Here is a 23377-nt window from a genome sequence, read left to right as displayed (position 1 = left end):
GCCAGGGTCCGGGTGGGCAGGGACCCGGTGGCGGTGGCCAGGGCGGGAACTGCTTCCTGATCTTCTGCAACTGATCGCGACTCAGTCCGATACCGCTTCGACGGCGATCGGCGGGATGTCGGCCAGGCAGTCCAGCGAGCCGGTGTCGCCGGTGCGCACGAACTGTTCGATGATGTCGGCGACGCAGCCGCTCGGATCGTTGTCCGGGGTGTGGCCGAGATTCGGAACCGACACGAACGTCGACGTCGGGAACTGCGCGGCGGTGAGCCGGCCGTTGGCGTCGGGGGTCACGGCATCCAGATCCCCGGACAGCACCAGGACCGGGACATCCGGCAGCGCGGTGTGCACCTGATCGGGCCGCGGATGACCGGCGACGGCGGGCCAGTCGATGCAGATGTCCCCGCCGTCGTGCTGCGCCTCGGCGAACCCCTGGGCGCTGAACGACCCCAGCGTTCCGGCCGCGGCCAGCGCCCGCTGGTACTGGTCTTCGCGTTGCGCGGCATCGGCTTTCGTCGACCACAGCGGCACATAGTCGTTGCAGGAGATGGCGATGTACAGGTCGTCGCCGACCGGGGTGTACCCCGGCAGCCCGATGTCGTCGATCACGTCCCGTAGCGGCCCGTCGTCGCCCCCGACGAAGCTGTGCAGCGCCGCGGGTAGTTGACCCAGCGGGGTCATCGCGTCCGGATCGCCACCGACACCGCTGGTCGCGCCCTCGAAGACGAGGTTGGCGAATTCGGCCTCGGTCACCGGTGCGTCGTCGACGGTCAGGGGAGCCTCGCGCAGGGCGGCGGTCACCGCGCGCAGATCCGCGACCGCGGTGTCGCCGTCACATTCCTGGCTGCGTTCACAGATGCGCCGCAGCGTGAGGTCGACGGCGTCGGCGTTGGGGCGCTGCAGCGGATCGAAGTGCAGCGGGTACGCGCCGGCCAACACCATCGACTGCACCCGGTCGGGATGGCGCTGCGCGTAGACGGTCATCAGGTAGGTGCCATACGACGAGCCGTAGGGGATCACCCGATCGATGCCGAGATGTTCACGCACGGCATCGAAATCGTCGGCGGTCGCGGCTGAGGTGTAGGCACCGGCGCGTGGACCCAGATTGGCCGCGCACTCGGCCACCGCGTCGCGCTGGTCCTCCCGGGTGCCGGTGCCGAAGGCGGAGCCGTCGATATCGCATTCCATCGGCGAGGATTCGCCCACGCCCCGGGGGTCGATCAGCAGTACGTCGTAGTCGTCGAGAAGCGCCGGGGTGAGCGCGGCGACATCCAATCCCCAGGCGATCACCGGGCTGCCGGGCCCGCCCGGGTTGGGCATGATCGTGCCCGCCGGCTCGGCCGCGTCTCCGCTGTGATGTACCAGGGCATAGCCGATGTCGATGTCGCCCAGCTGGGGTGCGCCGGCGAGCAGCGGGCGCTCGATCACGCCGCACTCGGTGACGTGGTGCAGGATGCTCGGGCACCACGCCGGGATGGCCGCCGGCGACGCGGTCGTCGAGTGTGACGGCACGGCCGGGGTGCCCGGTGCACACCCCACGGCCAGTGCGGCAGCGGCCAGCGCGGCGATCCACCGGGTGGCGCGCCGCGGTCGGGAGGTGGGCGTGGGGTTCAGGACCGCCACGGTAGTCGTCAGGGCTGATTCTGGTCGGTCGAGCCGTGCCGCAGCATGCCGTCGAAGCCCTGCCACAACAGCATGAACACCAGCTCGACGACGCGTTCGCGGGGCACGTCGCGGTTCTCGTACCACCACGTGGCCACGCCGTGGCAGGCCGACTGGGTGGCGCACGCCAGGATCCATGCCGAGTCGTCGAGCGTGATGCCGCGTACCGAGGTGGTGTCGCCGGCGCCGAACCGGATCAGGTCGGCGATGCCCGCGGTGCCCCGGTCGGCGATCTCCTGCACCACGGCCGCGGTCTCCGGATCGGCCGGGGGATCGCGGTGCAGGAAGCGCCACATGAACGGATCGGCCTCGACGAACTCGAAATAGTTGGCGATCGCGGCGCGGACCAGTTCCTCGGGCGTGGCGCCCTCGACCCGGCGCAGCGAGCGCTCGCGCAACTGCGCGGCGTGTTCTTCGAGGACGGCGATGTGCAGCTCGCGTTTGGACCCGAAGTGGTCGTAGAGCACCGAGGGCACCACCCCGGCCAACCGGGCGATGTCCTGCATCTTGGCCTCGGCGAACCCGTGCTCGGCGAAGGCCTCCACGGCTGCGTCCAGGATGCGGGCCCGTCGTTGCGCCGCCGGTATTCGGATCCTTGCCACACCGAATTGTAATTCGGTAGGCTGCGATCACAGAACCGAACCGCGATTCGGTTACGGCCGGGGAGTGGATCGACACCGGACATGGGCAGGGGAAGCCAATGGCACAGGGACCAGTTCGCACACGCATCCACTGGATGGCCATGCACGGATTCGTGCGGGGGATCTCGAAGCTGTTCGCTCGCCGCGGTGACCCGCAGGGCCGACTGATCGCCGACCGCAGCATCCGCGAGGACCCGGTCCCGTTCACCGAGGAACTACGCGCCCAGGGCCCACTGGTGAAGGGCCGGGTGGTCTACATGTCGGTCGACCACAAGATCTGCAGCGACGTGCTGCGTTCCGAGGACTTCCGGGTTCTCGCGCTCGGGTCGAATCTGCCCGCACCGCTGCAGTGGGTGATCGACCGCACCAAACCCGATGTGCTGCATCCGCTGCAGCCACCGTCGATGCTCTCGGTGGAGGCGCCCCAGCACACCCGCTACCGCAAGCTGGTCTCCTCGGTGTTCACCACCCGGGCGGTCGCCGCCCTGCGGGATCGTGTGCAGGACACCGCAAACCGATTGCTCGATGACCTGGCCGAGGAGACCGGCACCGTCGACATCGTCGAACGGTACTGCGGGCAGTTGCCGGTCACCGTCATCGGCGACATCCTCGGTGTTCCCGAACAGGACCGCCCGCGCGTCCTGGAATTCGGTGAGCACGGTGCGGCCAGCCTGGACATCGGCCTGACCTGGCCGCAGTACCAGGAGGTCAGCGCCGCGGTCGAAGGATTCAACGACTGGCTGATCACGCATCTGCGCGAGTTGCGCCGCAACCCGGGCGAGGACCTGATGAGCCAGATCATCACCGCCTCGCAGGCATCCGATGAGGGCCCGCTGACCGAACAGGAACTGGTCGCCACCGCCGGGTTGGTGCTCGCCGCGGGCTTCGAGACCACGGTCAACCTGCTGGGCAGCGGTATCCGGCTGCTGCTGCAGCACCCCGAGCACCTGGACACCCTGGCGGCCCGGCCCGAGCTGTGGCCGACCGCCGTCGAGGAGATCCTGCGACTGGAATCCCCGGTGCAGCTCTCGGCGCGCATCGCCACCAGAGACATCGAGCTCGCCGACAGGCAGGTGCGCGCCGGGGAAGCCGTGCTGGTCTACATCGCCGGCGCCAACCGGGACCCGAATGTGTTCACCGATCCGCACCGCTTCGACATCGAACGGTCCAATGCCGGTAAGCATCTGTCGTTCTCCGGCGGCAGGCACTTCTGCCTGGGCGCGGCGCTGGCCCGCGCCGAGGGCGAGGTCGGGCTGCGGACCTTCTTCGAGCGCTATCCGCATGCGGCACTGGCCGGTGCCGGAACCCGGCGCGACACCCGCGTGTTGCGCGGCTGGTCGAGCCTGCCAATCGCCCTCGGCGACCCCCGAGCCGCGCTACGGTCGTAGACATGGACTTCCGGGCCGCCCTGCTCGAACAGACCAGCAGCTTCGGCGAACTGATCCGCGATGCCGATCCCGCCACGCCGGTGCCGACCTGCGGCGAATGGACACTCAAACAGCTGTTCCGCCACGTGGGACGCGGAAACCGTTGGTGCACACAGATCATCGCCGACCGGCGCACCGAGCCGCTGGACCCGCGCGAGGTCCGCGACGGCAAGCCCCCGGAGGGCCTCGGCGAAGCGATCGACTGGCTCAACGACGGTGCCCAGGCGCTGATCGACGCCGTCGAGCAGGCCGGGCCGAACATCAAGGTGTGGACCTTCACCGGTCCGCGTATCCCGGGCTGGTGGATCCGGCGCCGTGTGCACGAGCAGACCGTGCATCGCGCCGATGCCGCACTGGCCCTCGGCCGGGAATTCACCCTGCCCGCCGAGCTGGCCGCCGACGGCGTCAGCGAGTGGCTGGACCTGTCCACCGCCCAGCACCAGCCGATCCCGCCCGGTCAATCGCTGCACCTGCACGCCACCGACGACGGGCTGGGCCCCACCGGGGAGTGGACCGTGGTGCACGACGAGGCCGGGGTGGCCTGGACGCATGCGCACGGCAAGAGTTCGGTGGCGCTGCGGGGCCGGGCGGTCGATCTGCTGTCGGCCATCACCCGTCGGCGCACCGCCGAGCAGGCCGGCCTGGAGGTGCTGGGGGACGCGGGCGTATGGGACCAGTGGCTGGCCGGTACGCCGTTCTAGAGTTTGGGACATGAGCACCTCGGAGATCGCCACCGTCCTCGCCTGGCATGACGCCCTCAACGCGCGTGACTACGACACGCTGGTGAAGCTGTCCAGCGATGACATCGAGATCGCGACCGCCGACCGCGCGGCACAGGGGCACCAGGCGCTGCTGGACTGGGCGCAGGAGGGCGTCACCGCCGAGACCGGCAAGCTCTACGTGCGCGACGGCGTCGTCGTCGCCGAACAGACCGTGAACGGCACGGGCACCGCCGCGTCGGCGTTCCGGGTGGTGCACGACCAGGTCACCTCGGTGTTCCTGCACGACGATCTGGATGCCGCGCTGGCCGCCACCGGACTGACCGACGACGACCTGGACGCCTGACGGTCAGGCGCGGCGCGGGGTGGCCAGCACCGCCGCGATGCCCGTCGTCAATGGAACCGAAAGGGCCAGTGCGATACCGCCGACGGCCGAGCGCGCGATCTCGATGGCCACGCTCTCGCCGGTCAGCACATCGCCGAGCGACCGGTCGGCCACGCTGAACAGCAACAGCAGCGGCAACGCGCTGCCCGCGTAGGCGAGGACCAGCGTGTAGACGGTGCTGGCGATGTGATCGCGGCCCACCCGCATCGCGCCGAAAAAGATCGCCCGCCGCGAATCACTGTGCTGCGCAAGCTCGAACGCCGTCGACGCCTGCGTGACGGTGACGTCGTTGAGCACGCCGAGCGAGCCGATGATGAAGCCCGCCAGCAGCAGCCCGGTGATCGACACCCCGCCCAGGAAGGTGGCGACAGCGTTGTTCTCCTCCTCGGACAACCCGGTCAGATGTGTCAGCTTGATCGCACCCCAGGACAGCGCGGTCGCCAGCAGCAGTGAGGTCAGCGTGCCCAGCAGCGCGGCGCTGGTACGCAGACTGACCCCGTGCGCGAGATAGAGGACGGCGTAGAGGATCACCGAGGAGGCCACCAGCGCCACGGGTATCGCGTCGGCGCCGTCGCGCAGGGCGGGCAGCATGAACAGCACCAGGACCGCGAACGCGACGGCGATGCCGATCAGCGCGCGCAGTCCGCGCCAGCCGGCTACCACGACCACGACCACCGCGAAGGCCAATGCCAGCGCGGTCAGCGTCCAGGTGCGCTCGTAGTCGTAGAACGAGTAGATGGTGGTGCCGGTCGGGTCGACGGCCCGGGTGATCCGGATATCGTCACCGACGACGAGTTGCGGCTGTCCCGGACCACCGCTGAATTCCAGCAGGGTGTAGGCGCCCTCGTTGGGCCCGGAGCCGATCTGGATGAACGACTGGGTGCAGTGGGTCTCTCCGGTGCTGGGTGGCGGTGCCGAGGTGATGACCGCGCCCACGGTCGGCCCGCCGCAGGTGGCCTCCGACACCGACACCACCTGGCCGGCCTCGGTGCTGACTCCGCCGCCCGCGGAGTTCTGGAACGGCAGCGGGATCTCCAGCTTCTGCTGGCTGGGCCACAGCAGTGCGACACCGGCCAGGGTCGCCACGGCGATCGCGATGAGCAGCCCGACGACGATCCGGGCGGCCAGCGGCCCGAGCGGCGACGGGCCGCTCAGCGAATGAGAATGTGCGTGCGAGTGGGCCACCCGCAACAGCGTAGGCGGTGCGGCTGTTACTGCCGGTAGCTGACCAGGAAGTTGCCCAGCCGCTCGATGGCGGCTGCCAGATCACGGGCCCAGGGCAGCGTCACGATCCGCAGATGATCCGGTGTGGGCCAGTTAAATCCGGTGCCCTGCGTGACCAGGATCTTCTCCTGCAGCAGCAGATCGAGCACCAGTTGCTCGTCATCGTGGATGTCGTAGACCTCGGGATCCAGCCGCGGGAACGCGTACAGCGCACCCTGGGGCTTCACACAGGACACCCCGGGGATCGAGTTCAGCTTCTCGACCGCGACATCGCGCTGCTCGAGCAGCCGGCCGCCGGGCAGCACCAGGTCGTCGATGCTCTGATGGCCGCCCAGGGCCACCTGAATGGCGTGCTGGGCAGGCACATTCGGGCACAATCGCATGTTGGCCAGCAGGTTGATGCCCTCGATGAAGCTGCTCGCGTGCTCCTTGGGACCGGTGATGACCAGCCAGCCCGACCGGTAACCGGCCACCCGGTACGCCTTCGACAGCCCATTGAAGGTGAGGCACAACAGGTCTGGGGCCAGCGAGGCGAGACTGATGTGCTTGGCGTCGTCGTAGAGGATCTTGTCGTAGATCTCGTCGGCGAGCAGCAGCAGCTGATGCTTGCGCGCGAGTTCGACCATCTGTTCCAGGATTTCGCGGCTGTACACCGCCCCGGTCGGATTGTTCGGGTTGATCACCACCAGCGCCTTGGTGCGCTCGGTGATCTTGGACTCCAGGTCCGCGATATCGGGGTTCCAGCCCTGGGTCTCGTCGCACAGGTAGTGCACCGGGGTACCGCCGGCCAGCGCGGTCGAGGCGGTCCAGAGTGGGTAGTCCGGCGCCGGGATCAGCACCTGGTCACCGTTGTCGAGCAGGGCCTGCAGCGTCATCGTGATGAGCTCGGAGACCCCGTTGCCCAGGAAGACGTCGTCGACGTCGAAGCGGGGGAAACCGTCGACGAGCTCGTAGCGGGTGAACACCGCGCGCCGGGCCGGGATGATGCCCTTGGAGTCGGAATAGCCCTGCGCGGTCGGCAACGCGGCGATGATGTCGCGCATGATCACGTCGGGGGCTTCGAAACCGAACGGGGCGGGGTTGCCGATGTTGAGCTTGAGGATGCGGTGGCCCTCGGACTCCAGGCGGGAGGCCTGCTCGTGTACCGGGCCGCGGATCTCGTACAGGACGTCCTGCAGCTTGGTCGACTGGGCGAACGTCCGCGGACGCGGCTGCGGGCTCTGATGCCACGTTCGGTCGGGAAGCTGATGGGTACTCACGGGTAACAGTCTCCCACGCGCCGGCAAACGGATTTCCGGGCTGCATAACAATTTGACCGTTACGTCGGTGAATACGCGGGCGCTTCGGTGGTTATTCGGTGGCGCGGTGCTATTTTCCGATCCATTATGACGTCGATGACACGGTCGCTGGGTGCGGCATTCGCAATGGCCGCGGCGGCCGCCCTGATGCTGGCGGGATCCGCACAGGCCGAGCCGCCGCTGCTCAACGGTTCCTACTCGGGAGCCGAGGGTGATCCGGAGAGTGTCTGGGCCATCACCAGCAGTTGCGCGCCGGCCGGCTGTGCGGGCACGGTGTCCAGCAACCAGGGGTGGACCAGCCCGATGACACTGGCCGCCGGAATCTGGAATCTCTCGGTGACCAAACCGGACGGATTCATCTGTCCCGACGGCAGTTACGCACCGGCGGTCGTACACATGACCATTGATCCGGTGACGCTGGTGGGTGTTTTGTCCGCCGATTCGAATGGCACCTGCCCGGGCGGAATCACCAGCGCGACGCCATTTCAATTGAAGGCGGTCTGAAACGAGTTGTGGCGTCTCACCCGTAATGGTTACGGGCGAGACGCCACAAATCGCAGGAAGTTAGCGCTTACCCGGTCGACGGGCGCCCTTGGCGATGCCCAGACCCACCACCGGAGCCTCGTCACCCACGATGCGGGAGTCATCACCGGACCCGTTGGACGTCGGGGCCGGGGTCTCCTCGACGGGCTCGGCCTGCACCGGCTCGGCCTCGGCTTGCACCGGTTCGGCGTCGGCTTCAGGCTCGGCGACGGGCTCGGGCGTAGCCGCGGGCTTGGGTGCCGCGGCCTTCTTCGACCCGGGGCGGCGGGCACCGGCGGCGATACCCAGGCCGACGACCGGCGGTTCGGGCTTGGCCTCTTCGAGGCCCTTGTCCGAGTCGGCCGTGTCCTCCTTGGCGCCCGCCTGCGCGTGATCGGGGTCGACGTTCGGCGGCTGCGTCACCGTCGGCTCACCCTCGTTGGGCGAGGCCTTCGGCGCTGCAGCAGGCGCAGCGGCCTTCTTGGCACCCGGCCGGCGTGCGCCGGCCGCGATACCGAGACCCTTCACCTCGGGTTCGGGCTTGGCGGGTTCGGCGGGCGCCTCGGCCTCGGCGGGAGCCGCCGCAGGTGCCGCGGCAGCCGGGGCCGCCTTCTTCGCACCCGGGCGCTTGGCACCCGCCGCCATTCCCAGGCCCTTGGCCGGAGGAGCAGCGGGGGCCTCGGACGCGGCGCTGGACTCGGCCGGCGCCGACGCTGCCGGTGCTGCGGCCTTCTTGGCACCCGGACGCTTGGCGCCCCCGGCGATACCCAGGCCCTTGACCGGAGTCGCGTCGGCGGCCGGAGCCTCCGCTGCGGAAGCGGATGCGGCCGGGGCGGCCTTCTTCGCGCCGGGACGCTTTGCGGCACCGGCGATCCCGAGACCCTTCACGGGGGCGGCAGCGGCCGGAGCCTCGGCGGCCGCGGGGGCGGCCTCCTCGGCGACGACCTCGTCTTCGACCTCTTCCACGGCAGGCGCAGCGGCCTCGGCAGTCGCCTCGGCCTCGGCCCGCTTCTCGGCGAGCTCGGCCGACCACTTCGCGGCAGTGCCCTTCTCGGGCAGCGTGTAGACGCTGGTCTCCAGCGAGGCGAGCAGCAGCTGCGCCACGTCGAGGACTTCGGCCTTCTCCCGGTCGGACGCGGTGGCCACCTCGTCGACACCGTCGGTGATCATGACGCGGCAGAACGGGCACCCGGTCGCGATCGCCGAAGCGCCGGTGTCCAGGGCTTCCTCGGTGCGCTCCTGGTTGACGCGCTTACCGATGTGCTCTTCCATCCACATCCGGGCGCCACCGGCACCACAGCACAGGCCGCGATCGGCATGGCGCGGCATCTCGGTGAGCTTCGCGCCGGCCGCGCCGACGAGCTCACGCGGGGCCTCGTACTCCTTGTTGTGGCGACCCAGGAAGCACGGGTCGTGGTAGGTCACGTCCTGGCCGACAGGGTTGATCGGGATCAGCTTCTTGTCGCGGACCAGCCGGTTGAGCAGCTGGGTGTGGTGCACGACCTGGTAGTCGGAGCCGAGCTGCGGGTACTCGCGGTTGATCGTGTTGTAGCAGTGCGGGCAGGTCACCACGACCTTGCGCTTCGATGTCTCGACACCCTCGAACAACTCGTTGATGGTCTCGACGTTCTGCGCGGCCAGCTGCTGGAACAGGAACTCGTTGCCGGCCCGGCGGGCCGAGTCACCGGTGCAGGTCTCACCGGTGCCGAGCACCAGGAATTTCACCCCGGCGGTGGCCAGCAGTTCGGCGACGGCCTTGGTGGTCTTCTTCGCGCGGTCCTCGTAGGCGCCGGCGCAGCCGACCCAGAACAGGTACTCGAACCCGTCGAAGGACTCCACATCCTGGCCGTAGACCGGGACGTCGAAGTCGACCTCGTCGATCCAGTTGGTGCGGTCCTTGGCGTTTTGGCCCCAGGGGTTGCCCTTGTTCTCCAGGTTCTTGAAGAGCACACCGAGCTCGCCGGGGAACTCGGATTCGACCATCACCTGGTAGCGGCGCATGTCGACGATGTGGTCGATGTGCTCGATGTCCACCGGGCACTGCTCGACGCAGGCGCCGCAGTTGGTGCAGGACCACAGCACATCGGGATCGATGACGCCGCCCTGCTCCAGGGTGCCGACCAGCGGGCGGGTGGCCTGCTCGGGGCCCGAACCCAGGACGCGCTCGAAACCGGATTCCGGGACGTGATCGTGGGCGTGTTCCTGCTCGTGCTTCTCGCCCATCGCCTTCTCGCCGAGGCCGCCCTCGGGCGTGTTCTCCAGCGGGGATTCCTTCTCACCCAGGATGTAGGGCGCCTTGGCGAACATGTGGTCGCGCAGGTTCATGATGACGAGCTTGGGCGACAGCGGCTTGCCGGTGTTCCAGGCCGGGCACTGCGACTGGCAACGGCCGCACTCGGTGCAGGTGGTGAAGTCGAGGTAGCCCTTCCAGGTGAAGTCCTCGATCTTGCCGCGGCCGAACACCGCGTCCTCGGCGGGATCCTCGAAGTCGATCTTCTCGCCCTTGTACTCCATCGGCAGCAGCGGGCCCAGGCCGTTGGGCAGGCGCTTGAACGTGACGTTGATCGGGGCCAGACCGATGTGCAGGTGCTTGGAGTGCAGAACGATCAGCAGGAACACCAGCATGACGCCGATGTGACCCAGCAGTGCGATGGTCTCGATCCACATGTTGGCCGTCGCGCCGAGCGGGGCCAGCAGCCAGGCCATGCCGTCGGACAGGAAGGCGCCGGACTGGTAGGGGAACTCCTCGCCGAGCACGTTGACCGCGGCACCGCGGAACACCACGTAGGTGGCGATGACCAGGAAGATCATGAACAGGATCTCCCAGGCGCCACCGGTGTGCGAACCGTAGAACCGGGAGTCGCGGCCGATCTTCTTGGGCTCGCGGGCGACGCGGATGATCGCGAAGGTGACGATGCCCAGCAGCACGGCGAGGGCGAAGAAGTCCTGCAGGAAGCCCAGCACCGGCCAGCGGCCGACCAGCGGGATGTGGAACTCGGGATCGAAGAGCACGCCGAAGGCCTCGACGTAGACCGAGCCGAGGACGAAGAAGCCCCACATGGTGAAGAAGTGCGCGATACCGGGGATCGACCATTTCAGGAGCTTCGACTGAGCGAAGACTTCCTTGTTCTGGTTCAGGAAGCGCGTGACGATGTCGTCTTTGCGGCCGCGTTCGTCACCGAGCTTCTGTCCCGAGCTGATCAGCTTGGTCAGCCACATGACGCGCTTGGCGGCGAAGAACAAGACGACGGCGGTCGCCAGCATGGCGATGACCAACCTGGCCACTTCGAGTGTGTGTTGCACCGCGTGCCTCCCCGAGGGTTAGTTACCAGCCAGTAACTTGAGTATGGTTACTCACGAGTAACTTAGGCTAGTTGCCTGCTCATAGTTACATCACCGTTTGCGGCATTGCTAGCAAGGCTGACCTAACTAGTCGGTTGGTTACCCCGTTGAACCGATTCAGGCGGGGGTTCCCAGGAGCGCGCGCAGCATCGACAACATCTCCGATCGCGACTCCGCGCCGAGGCGTCGACGGATGCGGGCGACATGATGTTCGACGGTCTTGGCGGAGATGAACAATTGGCTGCCGATATCGCGGTAAGGCAGGCCGAGCAGGAGCAGTTCGGCCACCTCGCGCTCGCGGTCGGACAGTTTCGACGATGCCGCCGGCCGTGCCGAGAGCGCCGCCGGCGAACCGGCCGCGACACCGGTCGACACCGCCGGATCCGGCATGTGTGGAAGATCACCGTCGGGCGCGTCCGGGTCGGCACCGGTGATCTTGAGGTCGCGGGCCAGTTGCAACATCACCCCCGAGATCCGGGGGTCCGGCGTCTGCAGCGCGGCCTGGCTGGCCAGCCGGGTGGCATCCCAGGTGAGTCCGAACTGGGCCAGTCCGTTGGCCGCGGCGGTCACCTCGTCGACGTCGACCTGGTTGGCCAGCACCCGCAGCCAGCTCCGGCCCGCCGCGGCGAGCGCCCGGGCATAGGGACTGTGCGGTGCCGCCGCGGTGAGCGCGTGCCCGTGCGGTGCGACGGCGTCGGGGGAGTTGGCCAGGATGCCGGCGTGCACGCCGGCCCAGTGCAGCGGCACCGACCACAGCACCGGATTGCCGAGCCGGCCGAGCAGGACCGAGGCGGCGTCGAGGTGATGCTGCAGCCGGTCTACCGAGCGCAAGCGGGCCGCCGCCACCCACAGCTCACCGAGCGGGAGCAGCGAGTACAGGTCCAGCGAATACTCCGAGAGCACCTCCATGGCGGCGTACCAGTGTTTCTGCAGCGCGCCGGTGTCACCGCTGCGGCGGGCGATCGCGGTGCGCAGCGCCGAGGCCCACAGTGCATCCCGGCGGTGCAATATCGCGTTGTCGGTTGCCGCGACCTCGGCGGCGGCTCCGGCCAGCCGGCCGTCGAGCATCCGCGACCAGCCCAGCAGCAGTCGATGCCGGTGGGCGGTGAACGGCTCGGCGTCGGTGCGGGCGGCCCGGCCGATGACACTGCGGGCACGCACCGGGTCACCGCCGTGCAGGGCGGCGAGGGTGACCAACGCGGCCGGGCTGTCGGGGACGACGACGGAGACCGGGCGATCCGCCGTGACGGCCTGGCTCAAGGTGGCGATCGCGGTGGGGTACGGCTCGGTCAGCGAGTCGAGCAGACCCTGGGCCAGTCGGCGCGACGCCCGAGCACTGGAGGTGGGCGGTCCGGTATCGGGGACGTCGAGGGCGGCCCGCGCCACGGTGGCGTCACCGGTGCCGACCGCCACCACCGCGGCCGCCGAGCCGACGACGGCGTCGGGGTAGGGGCCCAGCCAACCGAACAGGTCGGCGGCCTGCGCGGCGCCCCCGTCGTGCAGCGCGACGCCGGCCGCGATGCGGACCGCGGCGGCCCGCTGGGCCGGGTCCGTCGAGCCCAGCAGCTCATCGGCCAATCGCGCGGCGGCCGCACAGTCCCCGCTCAGGGCCAGCGCGTCGGCGAGTTCGGCACTGAGCCGGGTCGAGCCGGCATCGGTGGCGGCGCGGTACAACCGTGCCGCCTGCGCGGGCTGGTCGCGGTGGCGGGCGGCCAGGGTCGTCAGGGCGTCCGCCAGCTGCGGGTCGCGCAGCCCGTGATCGGCCATGGCCAGCGCCAGATCGCTTGACAGCGTCGACATCTCGAGCTGGGAGCGCAGCAGCGACACCTCGATGTCGTGATGGCGGGCGTTACCGACGACCTCGGCGACCGCACGGTGCAGGATGCCGACGAAATCCCGGCGTCTACCGGCCATCAGCAGCCCGCCGGCATACGCCCGGTCGAGCAGGTCGCGGGCGGTGCCGGCCTGCACGCCCAGCGCCGCGGCGATGTCATCGGCCCCCAGGCCGGGCCCGAGCGAGCAGACCAACAGGGTGTCCAGGATCGGCTGGTCCAGCGTGCGCAACCGCTCCACCAGGGCGAAGCGCGCCGAGTCCGCCGGCGGTCGGTGCGGCGCGGTCACCGCCGCGCCGACCAGGAACGGCAGGCCCGCCGTCGCGGCCTGCACAGCTTGCACGAACTCGGGAGTTACTGCGGCGCCGCCCTTCTCGGTGGCGACACGGTGAATCTCGGCGCCCGACCACGGGCCGAGGGTGACGGCGGGCCCCTCCCGGGTGAGGGCGACGGTCAGGGTGCGCAGCGCCGCATGATGCGCCAAGGGCTCGGCGGCCACCACCACCGTGCGGTCGGTGTCGGCGGCGCGCTCGGCCAACCGGGCCAGCTCGTCGTCGTCGAGCAGGTGGGCATCGTCGATGACCAGTGCGCCGGCCGCGGGACCGGCGTCCGGCGGGACGCGGCTGAGTACCGTCACCCCGGCCTCGCGGAGCGCGGCGCGCACCGTGCCGAGCAGTGTGGTCTTGCCGGTGCCCATCCCGCCGGTGATCAGCACCCGGACCGGATCGGCCGGTGCCTGCAGCAGCGCCGGGATCACGATCGGACTAGGCGGCGCCGTCTATGACGGGATCGACCGGATCCGGGTCCACCGGGTCGGGCTCCGGCGGCGGGGCGACCGTGGTGGTGACCACCGGTTGCGTGGTCGTCACCGGCGGCTGGGTGGTGGTCACCGGCGGTGTCGTCGTGGTGGGCGGCGTGGTGGTGGTGGTCGTGGTGGTCGTCGTCGTCGTGGTGGTGGTCGTGGTGGTCGTCGACGATGTGGTCGACGGCGTGGTCGTCGTGGTGCTGCTCGACGGAGGCGGCGGCGGTGGCGGCGGGATCTCGGAGGTCGTGACCACACCGTTCTCATCGGTGACCGTGATCGTCTCGGTGGTCCGCACCGGCTCGGTCGAGAAACTCGTGGCGGTCTCGGTGACCGGACCGCTGGGCCCGCTGTTGCCGGTCAGCGTGATGGCCAACCCGCCGACGGCGAGCAGTGCGGCCGCGGCCGCGGCGCCGAACAGCAGCGGCGGCCGCTTGTACCAGGGCAGCGGCGCCGGCTCGACCGGATAGTCGTCCTCGCCGGTGCCGAAGGTGACCGGCGGGCGTGCGTCAGTGGGGGTCGGGGTGTAACCGGTCTGGTAGTCCGGGCCCTGGTAGGGCACCGGCTCACCGGTGGGGGCGTCCTCGTCCTGCGACCAGGCCAACCCGCCGGACGGTCCCTCCTCGGCGGGCGGCGCGGCGCCGGCCCACCCCATCGTCGGTGCCATACCGGTCGGCGCGGAATCTGCGGCGGCGACCGGCGCCAACCCGGTTGCGGCGCCGGCTTCGGAGGCCAGATCGGCGACCAGCGCCGCACCCGCGGCCACCCCGGCGGCCGCCAGCGGCGCGGTGCTCACCGGAGCCTGCAGACGCTCCGAAAGTCGTTGTGTGACAAGTGGAATGGCGGCACCGCCGCCGACGGTCGCCACCGCGGAGATGTCACTGGGGGCGATGTTGTGGTGCTGCAACAACTCGTCGATGGCGCCCAGCAGACCGTTCAGCGGCGTCTCGATGAGCTGGTCGAGCTCGGCGCGGGTCACCCGGACCTCGGAGCTGAACCCCGGAAGTTCGGCCGGGATCGCGGTGGCGGTGTCGGCGGACAACCGCTCCTTGGCCCGGCGGCACTCGTCGCGCAGCCGGCCCAGCGATCCGACGGCGGCGGTGCCGGCCGGGTCCGCCTCGCCGGCATCGGCGATCCCGGTGATGACGTGGTTGAGCAGCGCCTGGTCGATCTGGTCGCCGGAGAACTCCGGGTAGCGCACCGTGGCGCCGATCGGGGCCAGCTGGGCCCCCGCGTCGGCCAGCGTCACGCTGGTGCCGCTGCCGCCCAGGTCGACAAGAGCGATCACACCGGCGGACGGCAGGTTGCCCGCGGTGCGCAGACCGGCAAGTGCGGCAACCGAATCCGGGACCAGGGCGGCACCGGCCAGGCCCGGCTTGGTACGCAGCGCGCCCTGCAGCGCGGCCACCACATTGGCCGTCCAGTGCGCCGGGACCGCGATGGTGATCGGGTTGCCGCCGCCGACGGTGTGGGCCATCGCATCGAGCGCCTCGGCGAGCACCTGCTCGCCGCGGTGCGAGGAGCCGTCGGACGCCACCAGCGGGACCGGGTCGCCGACGCGGTCGACGAATCCGCCGAGCACCAATCCGGGTTGGGTCAGGTTCGGGTTCTCGCTCGGGACGCCCACCTCGGGTGCCCGATCGTTGAACACGGTCAGCACGGACCGTCGGGTCACCGGCGCCCGCCCGGCCCGGGCCGCCACCAAGTTGGTCGCCCCCACGGACAACCCCAGCGAGTCGCTCATGGAGCGGCCCCTCCCTTGTCTTTCGCTCATCAGTTCTGCCACACCTTATCGGCTGGGACACCGCCGAAGCGGGAATCCCCCTAACGTGTCGGAACCCCTAACGGGTGATCCCCTAATGGGCGGTACCGGCGGGTGGGTTCAACACCGATCTCCGTACGCCCGTCCGTCGATAACATCGGTGCACGAGCTTCAGATGTAACGGACTTTCAGGGACGGGGACTCATGAGCAACTCACTGCTCGACTTCGTGATGGCGGTCGTACGCGACCCCGACGTGGCCGCGCACTACGCCGCCGACCCGGCGCAGGCCATCGCCGCCGCCGGCCTGACCGACGTCACGACTGCCGACGTCAACCAGTTGATCCCGGTGGTCAGCGAGACCGTCGCCCCCGCCGCGGACGCCAACGTGTGGGCCACCGGCGCGGCCACCGCCGCGTTCGACGCCTTCGGCATCGACGATGCCCTTCCGGTGTCCGTCGATGACCTGCATGATCTCGATGTTCCCGCGGTGGTGGACACCGCGCAGGGCTTCGACGACGCGGGCAGCACCCTCGACGATGTGTTCGCCGCGCACGACATACCGGTCAGCCCGGTGATCGAGGATGCCCCCGTCACCGATCCGGTCTTCGAGCCCGAGCCGGCCGCCTGGTCGGCGCCCGAGCAGCCCGTCGACCCCGGCCATCCGGACTTCGACATCTTCGACTGACCCGCCCCGGAACGAGCCCGCCCACAGCCACTGTGGGCGGGCTTTTTCGTGTCGCACTCGCACCCCGGGGCTACCCCCTAATCCCCTAATGGGGTTAACCCCTAGACCCCGGTACGGGGCTGCTGCGGGAGGGGAACGAACCCCGTTTCAGCGGGGCCGGCGCGCCCATAACGTTGTCTTCAGTTCGCCGGACCATCCAGCGACAGGACTCCACAATTCCTGATCCGAAGACTGAGAAAGGCCCCGAAATGACCACCATCATCGACTACATCCTCGACCTGTTCCGCAGCCCCGACCTGGCCGGCGCCTTCATCGCCGACCCCGAGCAGGCCCTGCGTGACGCCGGACTGCCCAACGTCACCGCCGCCCAGCTGCAGGCCGTCGCGGCCACCGCGGCACCGGCCGGCATCGCCCTCGGCGGTGGGGATCCGGTCCTGGGCCTGCAGCGCGCGGTCGCCGACCACCACAGCCTGGCCAACTCGTTCGCCCCGATGTACGCCCCGCAGCGCACCTTCGCCCCGGAGACCGACATCGCCAGCCACAACAAGACCAACGCCGAGTTCCTCAGCCCGGACCAGAGCTCGGGTGCCAACTCGCAGGTCGGCGGATTCAACCTGGGCTTCGGTGACATCACCTTCGGCAACAAGACCTCCAACACCGCCACCGACGGCGGCGTGGTGGTCGACGGCGACAACGCCGGCACCGTCACCACCGGCAACGGCAACGTGGTCGGCGACGAGAATGTCACCGGCAAGGACATCGTGGTCGGCGACGACAACATCACCGGTGAGGGCAACGTCGTCGGCGACGACAACATCACCGACAACTCCAAAGTCGACGTCGAGACCGGCAACCACTCGCCCGTCATCGTCGGCGACGAGAACGAGGTCGAGGACAACTCGCAGACCGCCGGAGACGACATCATCTCCGACAACGACGCCCCGGTGCTCAACGATGTCGACACCAGCGGCGGCAACGGCGGCGGATCGGTCGCCGGCGGTGGCTTCCTCGGCGGCGGCAGCTCCAGCGGCGGCGACGGCGGCAACGGCGGCGGCATCGTGATCGTCGACAACTCCGGTGTCATCGACAACAGCGCCGACGAGACGGTGGTCGACAACTCGGTCGACAACAGCACCGACAACTCCGTGGGCATCGAGACCGACATCGACACCACGGTCGAGACCAACGTCGACGCCGGACTGTTCTAGAAATCCAGAACTGGCGGGGACCGCTTCCTGGTCCCCGCCAGTTCGCACGCCTACGGTTGGACCCTCAGGAGGGACCACGATGACGCAGCCCAGTGACCCGCGCAAGACCAAGGTGATCGTCGAGCTCATCGACCACACCACCAAGATCGCCGAGCTCTACGAGCGCGCCGACCTGGTGACGCGGCTGCGGGTCGCCAAGGCCAGGATCACCGATCCGCACGTCCGGGTCGTCATCGCCGGTCAGCTCAAACAGGGCAAGAGTCAGCTGCTGAATTCACTGCTCAACCTGCCGGTCGCCCGGGTGGGCGACGACGAGAGCACCGTGGTGGCCACCATCGTGTCCCATGCCGAGGAGCCGACCGCTCGGCTGGTGCTGGCCGGCGCCGACGGTCCGGAGTACGTGCCCATCGAGATGACCGATCTCAAGCAGGACCTGCGCCGCCTGCCGGCCGCACTGGGCCGCGAGGTGCTGCGCGCCGAGGTCGGCGCCCCGAGTCCGATGCTCAAGAACGGCCTCACCTTCATCGACACCCCGGGCGTCGGCGGTCACGGCCAACCGCACCTGTCGGCCACATTGGGTCTGCTGCCCGACGCCGATGCCGTGCTGATGGTCAGCGACACCAGCCAGGAGTTCACCGAGCCGGAGCTGACCTTCATCCGGCAGGCCGTCGAGATCTGCCCGGTGGCCGCCGTCGTCGCCACCAAGACCGACCTGTACCCGCACTGGCGTGACATCGTCGCCGTAGACACCGCCCACCTGACCCGCGCCGGTGTCCAGATCCCGGTCATCGCAGCCAGTTCCGTGCTGCGCGGGCACGCCATCAGCCTCAACGACAAGGATCTCAACGAGGAATCCAACTTCCCCGCCATCATCAAGTTCCTCTCCGATCGGGTCATGTCGCGCGAGACCGACCGGATCCGCGACCATGTCGTCACCGAGATCCGCGCCGCCGCAGAGCATCTGCGGCTCTCCGTCGATACCGAGCTGGCCGCCCTGGACAATCCGGATACCCGCGAGAAGCTGGCCGCCGAACTGGAACGACGGAAGCAGGAGGCTCAGAACGCGTTGCAGCAGACCGCGCTGTGGCAGCAGGCGCTCAACGACGGTATCGCCGACCTGACCGCCGATATCGACCACGATCTGCGAAACCGCTTCCGCCACATCACCGCTCACACCGAGAAGGTGATCGACGGCTGCGACCCCACCCTGCACTGGGCCGAGATCGGCGCCGAACTTGAGGACGCCGTCGCGACCGCGGTCGGTGACAACTTCGTCTGGGCCTACCAGCGCGCCGACGCGCTGGCCGCCGAGGTCGCCCGGCTGTTCATGGAGGCCGGCCTGGATGCCGTGGAACTGCCCCAGGTCAGCGCCCGTGACATGGGCGCCGGGTTCGGGGAGTTCAAATCGCTGGCGCGGCTGGAGGCCAAACCGATCAAGGCCGGCCACAAGGTGGTCACCGGGATGCGCGGCTCCTACGGCGGCATCCTGATGTTCGGCATGCTGACCTCCTTTGCCGGGCTGGGCATGTTCAACCCGCTGTCGCTGGGCGCGGGATTCCTGTTGGGCCGCAAGGCCTACAAGGAGGACATGGAGAACCGGATGCTGCGGGTGCGCAACGAGGCCAAGACCAATGTGCGCCGCTTCGTCGACGACGTCTCCTTCGTGGTGAACAAGGAGTCCCGGGACCGGTTGCGCGCCATCCAGCGTCAGCTGCGCGACCACTACCGCGGTATCGCCGACCAGACCAGCCGCTCGCTTCACGAGTCGCTGCAGGCGGCATTGGCCGCGGCCAAAGTCGAGGAGGCCGAGCGGGACGCCCGGATCAAGGAGCTGCGGCGTCAGCTCAACATCCTGCGGCAGGTGATCGAGAACACCGACAAGTTGGTGTCCGGCTAGTCACTAAGCTTGGCCGGGTCATGAGCACCAGCGATCACGTCCGCGCCATCCTCGGCGGCACCATGCAGGCCTACCGGGCCGACCCGGCCTACCGCCACCGGCCCGACGTGCACGCCGAGTTGGAGCGCATCGGCCGCCGACTCAACCAGCCGATGCGGATCGCGCTGGCCGGCACCCTCAAGGCGGGTAAGTCGACACTGGTCAACGCCCTGGTGGGGGAGGATATCGCACCCACCGACGCCACCGAGGCCACCCGCATCGTCACCTCCTTCCGGCACGGCCCGACGCCGAAGGTGACCGCCAACCACCGCGACGGCCGGCAGTCGAATGTGCCGATCGCGCGGACGTCCGGCGAGCAGCAACGCAGCCTGACGTTCAGCTTCGCCGGCCTGAACCCCGATGACATCGAGGATCTCGACGTGCAGTGGCCGGCCGCAGAACTCGTCGACGCCACCATCATCGACACCCCGGGCACCTCCTCGCTGTCGCGCGACGTCTCCGAACGCACCCTGCGCCTGCTGGTACCCGCCGACGGGGTGCCGCGGGTCGACGCCGTCGTCTTCCTGCTGCGCACCCTCAACGCCGCCGATATCGCGCTGCTCAAACAGATCGGGGAACTGACCGGCGGGGAGACCGGCGCGCTGGGCGTCATCGGGGTCGCCTCCCGCGCCGACGAGATCGGCGCGGGCCGCCTCGATGCCATGCTGTCGGCCCGCGATGTGGCCACCCGGTTCACCGCCGAGATGGACAAGACCGGTATCTGCCAGGCCGTGGTGCCGGTATCGGGTCTGCTGGCGCTGACCGCCCGCACACTGCGCCAGAGCGAGTTCGTGGCGCTGGAGAAGCTGGCCGGGATCCAGCCCGCCGAACTCACCAAGGCCATGCTCAGCGCGGACCGGTTCGTCCGTGAGGACGACACGCTGCCGGTGGACGCCGCGACCCGGGCCGCGCTGCTGGAGCGGTTCGGCATGTTCGGTCTGCGCATCTCGATCGCGGTGTTGCGGGCCGGGATCAGCGACGCGGTGGCGCTGGCCGCCGAGCTGCTGGAGCGCAGCGGTCTCGTCGCGCTGCGCGATGTGATCGACCAGCAGTTCGCGCAGCGCTCCGATCTGCTCAAGGCGCACACCGCGCTGCTGTCGCTGCGCCGCTTCGTGCAGGTGAACCCGATCTACGCGGCGCGGGCGATCCAGGCTGACATCGACCCGCTGCTGGCCGATACCCACGCCTTCGAAGAGCTCCGGCTGCTCAGTCAACTGCGTTCGCGCCCAACGACATTGACCGAAGATGAGATGGCTTCGCTGCGCAGGCTCATCGGTGCCAACGGCACCGACGCGGCCAGTAGGCTCGGCCTGGGTGCGGTGGCCCCCGGCCTGGGATCTGACGACGGGCCGCGCGCCGCGTTCGCTGCGACCCAGCGGTGGCGCCGCCGTGCCGACCACCCGCTCAACGACCCGTTCACCGCGCGGGCCTGCCGGGCGGCGGTGCGCAGCGCCGAGGCGCTGGTCGCCGAGTTCCACGCGCGCGGACGTCAGGGCGGCGAGTAGTTCGGGTACAGCGTCCTGGTCTCGTTCTGCCGGGGGCGACGCGTCGTCGTGGTCTCTTCGTCCTCGTCGTCGTCATCGCGGTCCCGGGTCCGCTCGGTGCGGGTGCGCTCACGGGTGGTGCGCGTCGTGGTGGTCTCGCTGCTGGTGGTGGTCTCGGGGATCAGGATGTCGCTGGTCTCCGGCGGCACGTAGCTGCTGGTGGTCGACGTCGACCCGGTGGTGGTGGAGGTCTGACCGGATTCGTCGGCGAAGGTCGGCGTCACATACTGCGGCGGAGGTGCCGGCGCGTTGACCTGCCGCACCACGACCATCGTCAACCAGACGACCAGTCCGATGGCGAGCAACGCCGCGGCGCTGGCCGCGAGCAGGGTGGGCGTTCGCTCATGCCACTTCGGATCGCCCGTCACGGCCACCGATGGTAGCCGTGCCTCAGTCCAGCTGCCGGATGACCTCGGAGGCGAAGAAGGCCAGGTGGTCCAGATCGGACATGTCCAGAACCTGCAGATAGACCCGCTGCACCCCGGCGCGGGTGAAGGCGCCGAGTTTGTCGACGATCTCGCCCGGCGTGCCCGCCAGCGGTGAGTTCCCACGCATCTCGTCGAGTTCCCGGCCGATGGCCCCGGCGCGGCGGGTCAGCTCGGCCTCGTCGGCGCCGGCGCACAACACGAACGCCGCCGAGTAGACCAGCGAATCCGGGGCACGACCGGCATCGGCGACCGCCGCGGCGACCCGGTCGTACTGGGCGGTCAGATCCTCCAAAGAGGCGAACGGGATGTTGAACTCGCCGGCGAACCGCGCGGTCAGCGCCGGGGTCCGCTTGGGACCGGCCCCACCGATGATGATCGGCACGCGATCCTGGGCAGGCTTGGGCAGCGCGGGCGAGTCCTTGACCGTGTAGTGGGTGCCGTCGAAGTCGTACGTCTCGCCGACCGGGGTGCCCCAGAGTCCGGTGAGGATCTGCAGCTGCTCGGTCAGCCGGTCGAATCGCTCGCCCAACGGCGGGAACGGGATGGCATAGGCCTGGTGTTCGGCCTCGAACCAGCCGGCGCCGATGCCGAGTTCGACGCGGCCACCGCTCATCTCGTCGACCTGGGCCACCGCGATGGCCAGCGGGCCCGGGTGGCGGAAGGTGGCCGAGGTGACCATGGTGCCCAACCGGATGGTGGTGGTCTCCCGGGCGATGCCGGCCAGCGTGACCCAGGAATCGGTGGGGCCGGGCAGGCCGTCGCCGGCCATCGCCAGGTAGTGATCGGACCGGAAGAACGCCGAATACCCCAGCTGTTCGGCGGCGCGCGCCACGGCGAGCTGATCGGCATAGCTGGCACCCTGCTGTGGTTCGACGAAGACCCGGAAATCGATGCTGGACATGGGTTCCACCCTAGCCCCCGGGCGTCGGCGCGACCGCGACGGTGAACTCGGCTACAGGCCGCGGTGGCTGGCCTTGACGGCAGCGACCGCGTCGGCGTCGCCGTCGAACTGCAGCTGCACCGGTTCGCGGCCGGCGGCGAACAACAGCAACTCACCCGGCTCGCCGGTGACCGTCACCGGGGAACCCTTGCCCGCGGTGGCCAGGGTGGTGCCGTCGGTCGTACGCAGCGAGACCCTCGCCGGCGACTTGGCCAATGTCATCCTGGCGAAGGAGCGCACCTGCTTCGCCAGCGACGCCGTCGTCTCCGCATCGAGAACCCTTGGCTCCCAAGTCTTTCCGGCGCGCCGCACATCCTCGTGGTGGATGAACATCTCGGCTACGTTGACCAGCGGGTCGAGCAGCTTGAACGGGGAGTACAGCGGCGGCCCCGCGGCGACCTGGCCCAGCAGGTCGGGCCAGTCGGTGGAGGCCGTCACCTGGCCCTGCACCCGGGCGGTGTAGCCGGCCAGCTGCGGGACCAGGATCCCCGGTGCGGCGTCGAGGCGACGTTCCCGGACCACCAGATGGGCGGCCAGGTCCCGGGTGGTCCAGCCCTCGCACAGGGTCGGCGCGTCGGGGCCGGTGGCGCGCAGGGTGTCCACCAGCGCGGCGCGTTCTTTACGGGCAATCGTCATCAATACGTCTCCACACCCTCGATCCGGACGAACATTCCATGCCCGGTCCCGTCGTTGGTGAAACGGGTCCCGTCCTCGGTCGCGACGATGGTCCAGCCCAGGGCCGTATAGGTGCGGTAGTCCAGTTGCACGGTCGGGATGTCGCCGAGATTGCCTGTCAACCAGGTGACTTCACCGGCGGCGGTGACGTTGACCCCGTTGGCCGGAAAGCCGTCGACCTCCGGCGCATTCTCGAACTCGGCCTCACAACCGACCGCACGGTCGGAGACCTGGCAGCGCGTCAACCCGGATTTCGTCTCGATGTAGACGTATCCGTTCTGCGGGGCCAGGTTCTCGCCACCCGGGGGCACGGTGACCGGCGGCGGGGCCGGGGCCGGGGTGATGG

The 23377-nt window shown here is 69.4% G+C and carries 19 protein-coding genes; 8 read left to right on the top strand and 11 right to left on the bottom strand.

Translation table 11 applies throughout. The features are described 5' to 3' along the window. Nucleotides 1-81: 81 nt before the first annotated feature. Both BST17_RS27665 and BST17_RS27660 read right to left on the bottom strand, forming a co-directional pair. Nucleotides 82-1620, bottom strand: coding sequence for an alpha/beta fold hydrolase (locus BST17_RS27665; protein ID WP_234807862.1), 1539 nt, complete (start codon nucleotides 1618-1620; stop codon nucleotides 82-84). Nucleotides 1621-1628: 8 nt separating this feature from the next. After that, nucleotides 1629-2261 carry a TetR/AcrR family transcriptional regulator gene (locus tag BST17_RS27660; protein WP_083062208.1) on the bottom strand — a complete coding sequence of 211 codons (633 nt, stop codon included), beginning with the start codon at nucleotides 2259-2261 and terminating at the stop codon, nucleotides 1629-1631. A gap of 98 nt (nucleotides 2262-2359) precedes the next feature. Between BST17_RS27660 and BST17_RS27655 the strand changes: the two genes are divergently transcribed. The 3 genes from BST17_RS27655 to BST17_RS27645 are packed head-to-tail and all read left to right on the top strand — an operon-like array spanning nucleotide 2360 to nucleotide 4792. Next, nucleotides 2360-3688, top strand: a complete 1329-nt coding sequence (locus BST17_RS27655) for a cytochrome P450 (RefSeq protein ID WP_083062207.1) — start codon at nucleotides 2360-2362, stop codon at nucleotides 3686-3688. Between the two features lie 2 nt (nucleotides 3689-3690). Next, complete coding sequence (locus tag BST17_RS27650) at nucleotides 3691-4428, top strand: maleylpyruvate isomerase family mycothiol-dependent enzyme (RefSeq protein ID WP_083062206.1); 738 nt, start codon at nucleotides 3691-3693, stop codon at nucleotides 4426-4428. A gap of 10 nt (nucleotides 4429-4438) precedes the next feature. Then, nucleotides 4439-4792 carry a nuclear transport factor 2-like protein gene (locus BST17_RS27645; protein ID WP_083062205.1) on the top strand — a complete coding sequence of 118 codons (354 nt, stop codon included), beginning with the start codon at nucleotides 4439-4441 and terminating at the stop codon, nucleotides 4790-4792. Between the two features lie 3 nt (nucleotides 4793-4795). Here the strand turns inward: BST17_RS27645 and BST17_RS27640 are convergent, their stop codons facing one another. Both BST17_RS27640 and BST17_RS27635 read right to left on the bottom strand, forming a co-directional pair. After that, nucleotides 4796-6016, bottom strand: coding sequence for a YibE/F family protein (locus BST17_RS27640; protein ID WP_109750335.1), 1221 nt, complete (start codon nucleotides 6014-6016; stop codon nucleotides 4796-4798). Nucleotides 6017-6042: 26 nt separating this feature from the next. Then, a complete protein-coding gene (locus tag BST17_RS27635; protein WP_083062210.1) occupies nucleotides 6043-7323 on the bottom strand; it encodes a pyridoxal phosphate-dependent aminotransferase in 1281 nt (426 codons plus the stop codon). A 126-nt stretch (nucleotides 7324-7449) separates the two neighbouring features. Between BST17_RS27635 and BST17_RS27630 the strand changes: the two genes are divergently transcribed. Beyond that, complete coding sequence (locus BST17_RS27630) at nucleotides 7450-7857, top strand: hypothetical protein (RefSeq protein ID WP_234807861.1); 408 nt, start codon at nucleotides 7450-7452, stop codon at nucleotides 7855-7857. 60 nt (nucleotides 7858-7917) lie between these two features. Here BST17_RS27630 and BST17_RS27625 read toward each other — a convergent pair whose 3' ends face one another. The 3 genes from BST17_RS27625 to BST17_RS27615 form a co-directional block, all read right to left on the bottom strand. Further along, nucleotides 7918-11139, bottom strand: coding sequence for a (Fe-S)-binding protein (locus BST17_RS27625; protein ID WP_083062209.1), 3222 nt, complete (start codon nucleotides 11137-11139; stop codon nucleotides 7918-7920). Nucleotides 11140-11334: 195 nt separating this feature from the next. Then, nucleotides 11335-13806 carry an isoniazid response ATPase/transcriptional regulator IniR gene (gene iniR / locus BST17_RS27620; protein WP_083062202.1) on the bottom strand — a complete coding sequence of 824 codons (2472 nt, stop codon included), beginning with the start codon at nucleotides 13804-13806 and terminating at the stop codon, nucleotides 11335-11337. A 7-nt stretch (nucleotides 13807-13813) separates the two neighbouring features. After that, a complete protein-coding gene (locus BST17_RS27615; RefSeq protein WP_083062201.1) occupies nucleotides 13814-15595 on the bottom strand; it encodes an Hsp70 family protein in 1782 nt (593 codons plus the stop codon). Nucleotides 15596-15817: 222 nt separating this feature from the next. On the opposite strand from BST17_RS27615, the gene BST17_RS27610 reads away from it, so the two are divergent. From BST17_RS27610 to BST17_RS27595, 4 genes are all read left to right on the top strand, one after another. Continuing rightward, on the top strand, nucleotides 15818-16300 hold the full coding sequence (locus BST17_RS27610) for an Rv0340 family IniB-related protein (RefSeq protein ID WP_083062200.1): 483 nt from the start codon (nucleotides 15818-15820) through the stop codon (nucleotides 16298-16300). 248 nt (nucleotides 16301-16548) lie between these two features. Next, on the top strand, nucleotides 16549-17508 hold the full coding sequence (locus BST17_RS27605; protein WP_083062199.1) for an IniB N-terminal domain-containing protein: 960 nt from the start codon (nucleotides 16549-16551) through the stop codon (nucleotides 17506-17508). 79 nt (nucleotides 17509-17587) lie between these two features. After that, the gene (locus BST17_RS27600) at nucleotides 17588-19405 is read left to right on the top strand and encodes a dynamin-like GTPase family protein (RefSeq protein ID WP_083062198.1); all 1818 of its coding nucleotides are present in this window, start codon (nucleotides 17588-17590) and stop codon (nucleotides 19403-19405) included. A gap of 20 nt (nucleotides 19406-19425) precedes the next feature. Beyond that, nucleotides 19426-20949 carry a dynamin family protein gene (locus BST17_RS27595; protein WP_083062197.1) on the top strand — a complete coding sequence of 508 codons (1524 nt, stop codon included), beginning with the start codon at nucleotides 19426-19428 and terminating at the stop codon, nucleotides 20947-20949. Here the strand turns inward: BST17_RS27595 and BST17_RS27590 are convergent. From BST17_RS27590 to BST17_RS27575, 4 genes are all read right to left on the bottom strand, one after another. Beyond that, entirely contained in the window at nucleotides 20934-21356 is a 423-nt protein-coding gene (locus BST17_RS27590; protein ID WP_234807864.1) for a hypothetical protein, read from the bottom strand. The genes BST17_RS27595 and BST17_RS27590 overlap by 16 nt on opposite strands. A gap of 22 nt (nucleotides 21357-21378) precedes the next feature. Continuing rightward, on the bottom strand, nucleotides 21379-22317 hold the full coding sequence (locus BST17_RS27585; RefSeq protein ID WP_083062195.1) for an LLM class F420-dependent oxidoreductase: 939 nt from the start codon (nucleotides 22315-22317) through the stop codon (nucleotides 21379-21381). 51 nt (nucleotides 22318-22368) lie between these two features. Continuing rightward, the gene (locus tag BST17_RS27580; RefSeq protein WP_083062194.1) at nucleotides 22369-22992 is read right to left on the bottom strand and encodes a TIGR03085 family metal-binding protein; all 624 of its coding nucleotides are present in this window, start codon (nucleotides 22990-22992) and stop codon (nucleotides 22369-22371) included. After that, on the bottom strand, nucleotides 22992-23377 hold a 386-nt coding region (locus BST17_RS27575; RefSeq protein WP_109750333.1), incomplete at its 5' end, for a hypothetical protein. The genes BST17_RS27580 and BST17_RS27575, both read right to left, overlap by 1 nt.

Origin of the sequence: Mycolicibacterium bacteremicum (assembly GCF_002086115.1) — a bacterium.
Lineage (GTDB): Bacteria > Actinomycetota > Actinomycetes > Mycobacteriales > Mycobacteriaceae > Mycobacterium > Mycobacterium bacteremicum.
Note: the sequence above shows the minus strand (reverse complement) of the source record. Positions and strands in the feature narration are given on the sequence as shown.

Coding starts and splice junctions, on each gene's coding strand:
- BST17_RS27655 (WP_083062207.1), top strand. CDS start 2,360: ATGGCACAGGGACCAGTTCGCACACGCATCCACTGGATGGCCATGCAC.
- BST17_RS27650 (WP_083062206.1), top strand. CDS start 3,691: ATGGACTTCCGGGCCGCCCTGCTCGAACAGACCAGCAGCTTCGGCGAA.
- BST17_RS27645 (WP_083062205.1), top strand. CDS start 4,439: ATGAGCACCTCGGAGATCGCCACCGTCCTCGCCTGGCATGACGCCCTC.
- BST17_RS27630 (WP_234807861.1), top strand. CDS start 7,450: ATGACACGGTCGCTGGGTGCGGCATTCGCAATGGCCGCGGCGGCCGCC.
- BST17_RS27625 (WP_083062209.1), bottom strand. CDS start 11,139: ATGCTGGCGACCGCCGTCGTCTTGTTCTTCGCCGCCAAGCGCGTCATG.
- BST17_RS27615 (WP_083062201.1), bottom strand. CDS start 15,595: ATGAGCGACTCGCTGGGGTTGTCCGTGGGGGCGACCAACTTGGTGGCG.
- BST17_RS27610 (WP_083062200.1), top strand. CDS start 15,818: ATGAGCAACTCACTGCTCGACTTCGTGATGGCGGTCGTACGCGACCCC.
- BST17_RS27605 (WP_083062199.1), top strand. CDS start 16,549: ATGACCACCATCATCGACTACATCCTCGACCTGTTCCGCAGCCCCGAC.
- BST17_RS27600 (WP_083062198.1), top strand. CDS start 17,588: ATGACGCAGCCCAGTGACCCGCGCAAGACCAAGGTGATCGTCGAGCTC.
- BST17_RS27595 (WP_083062197.1), top strand. CDS start 19,426: ATGAGCACCAGCGATCACGTCCGCGCCATCCTCGGCGGCACCATGCAG.
- BST17_RS27585 (WP_083062195.1), bottom strand. CDS start 22,317: ATGTCCAGCATCGATTTCCGGGTCTTCGTCGAACCACAGCAGGGTGCC.
- BST17_RS27580 (WP_083062194.1), bottom strand. CDS start 22,992: ATGACGATTGCCCGTAAAGAACGCGCCGCGCTGGTGGACACCCTGCGC.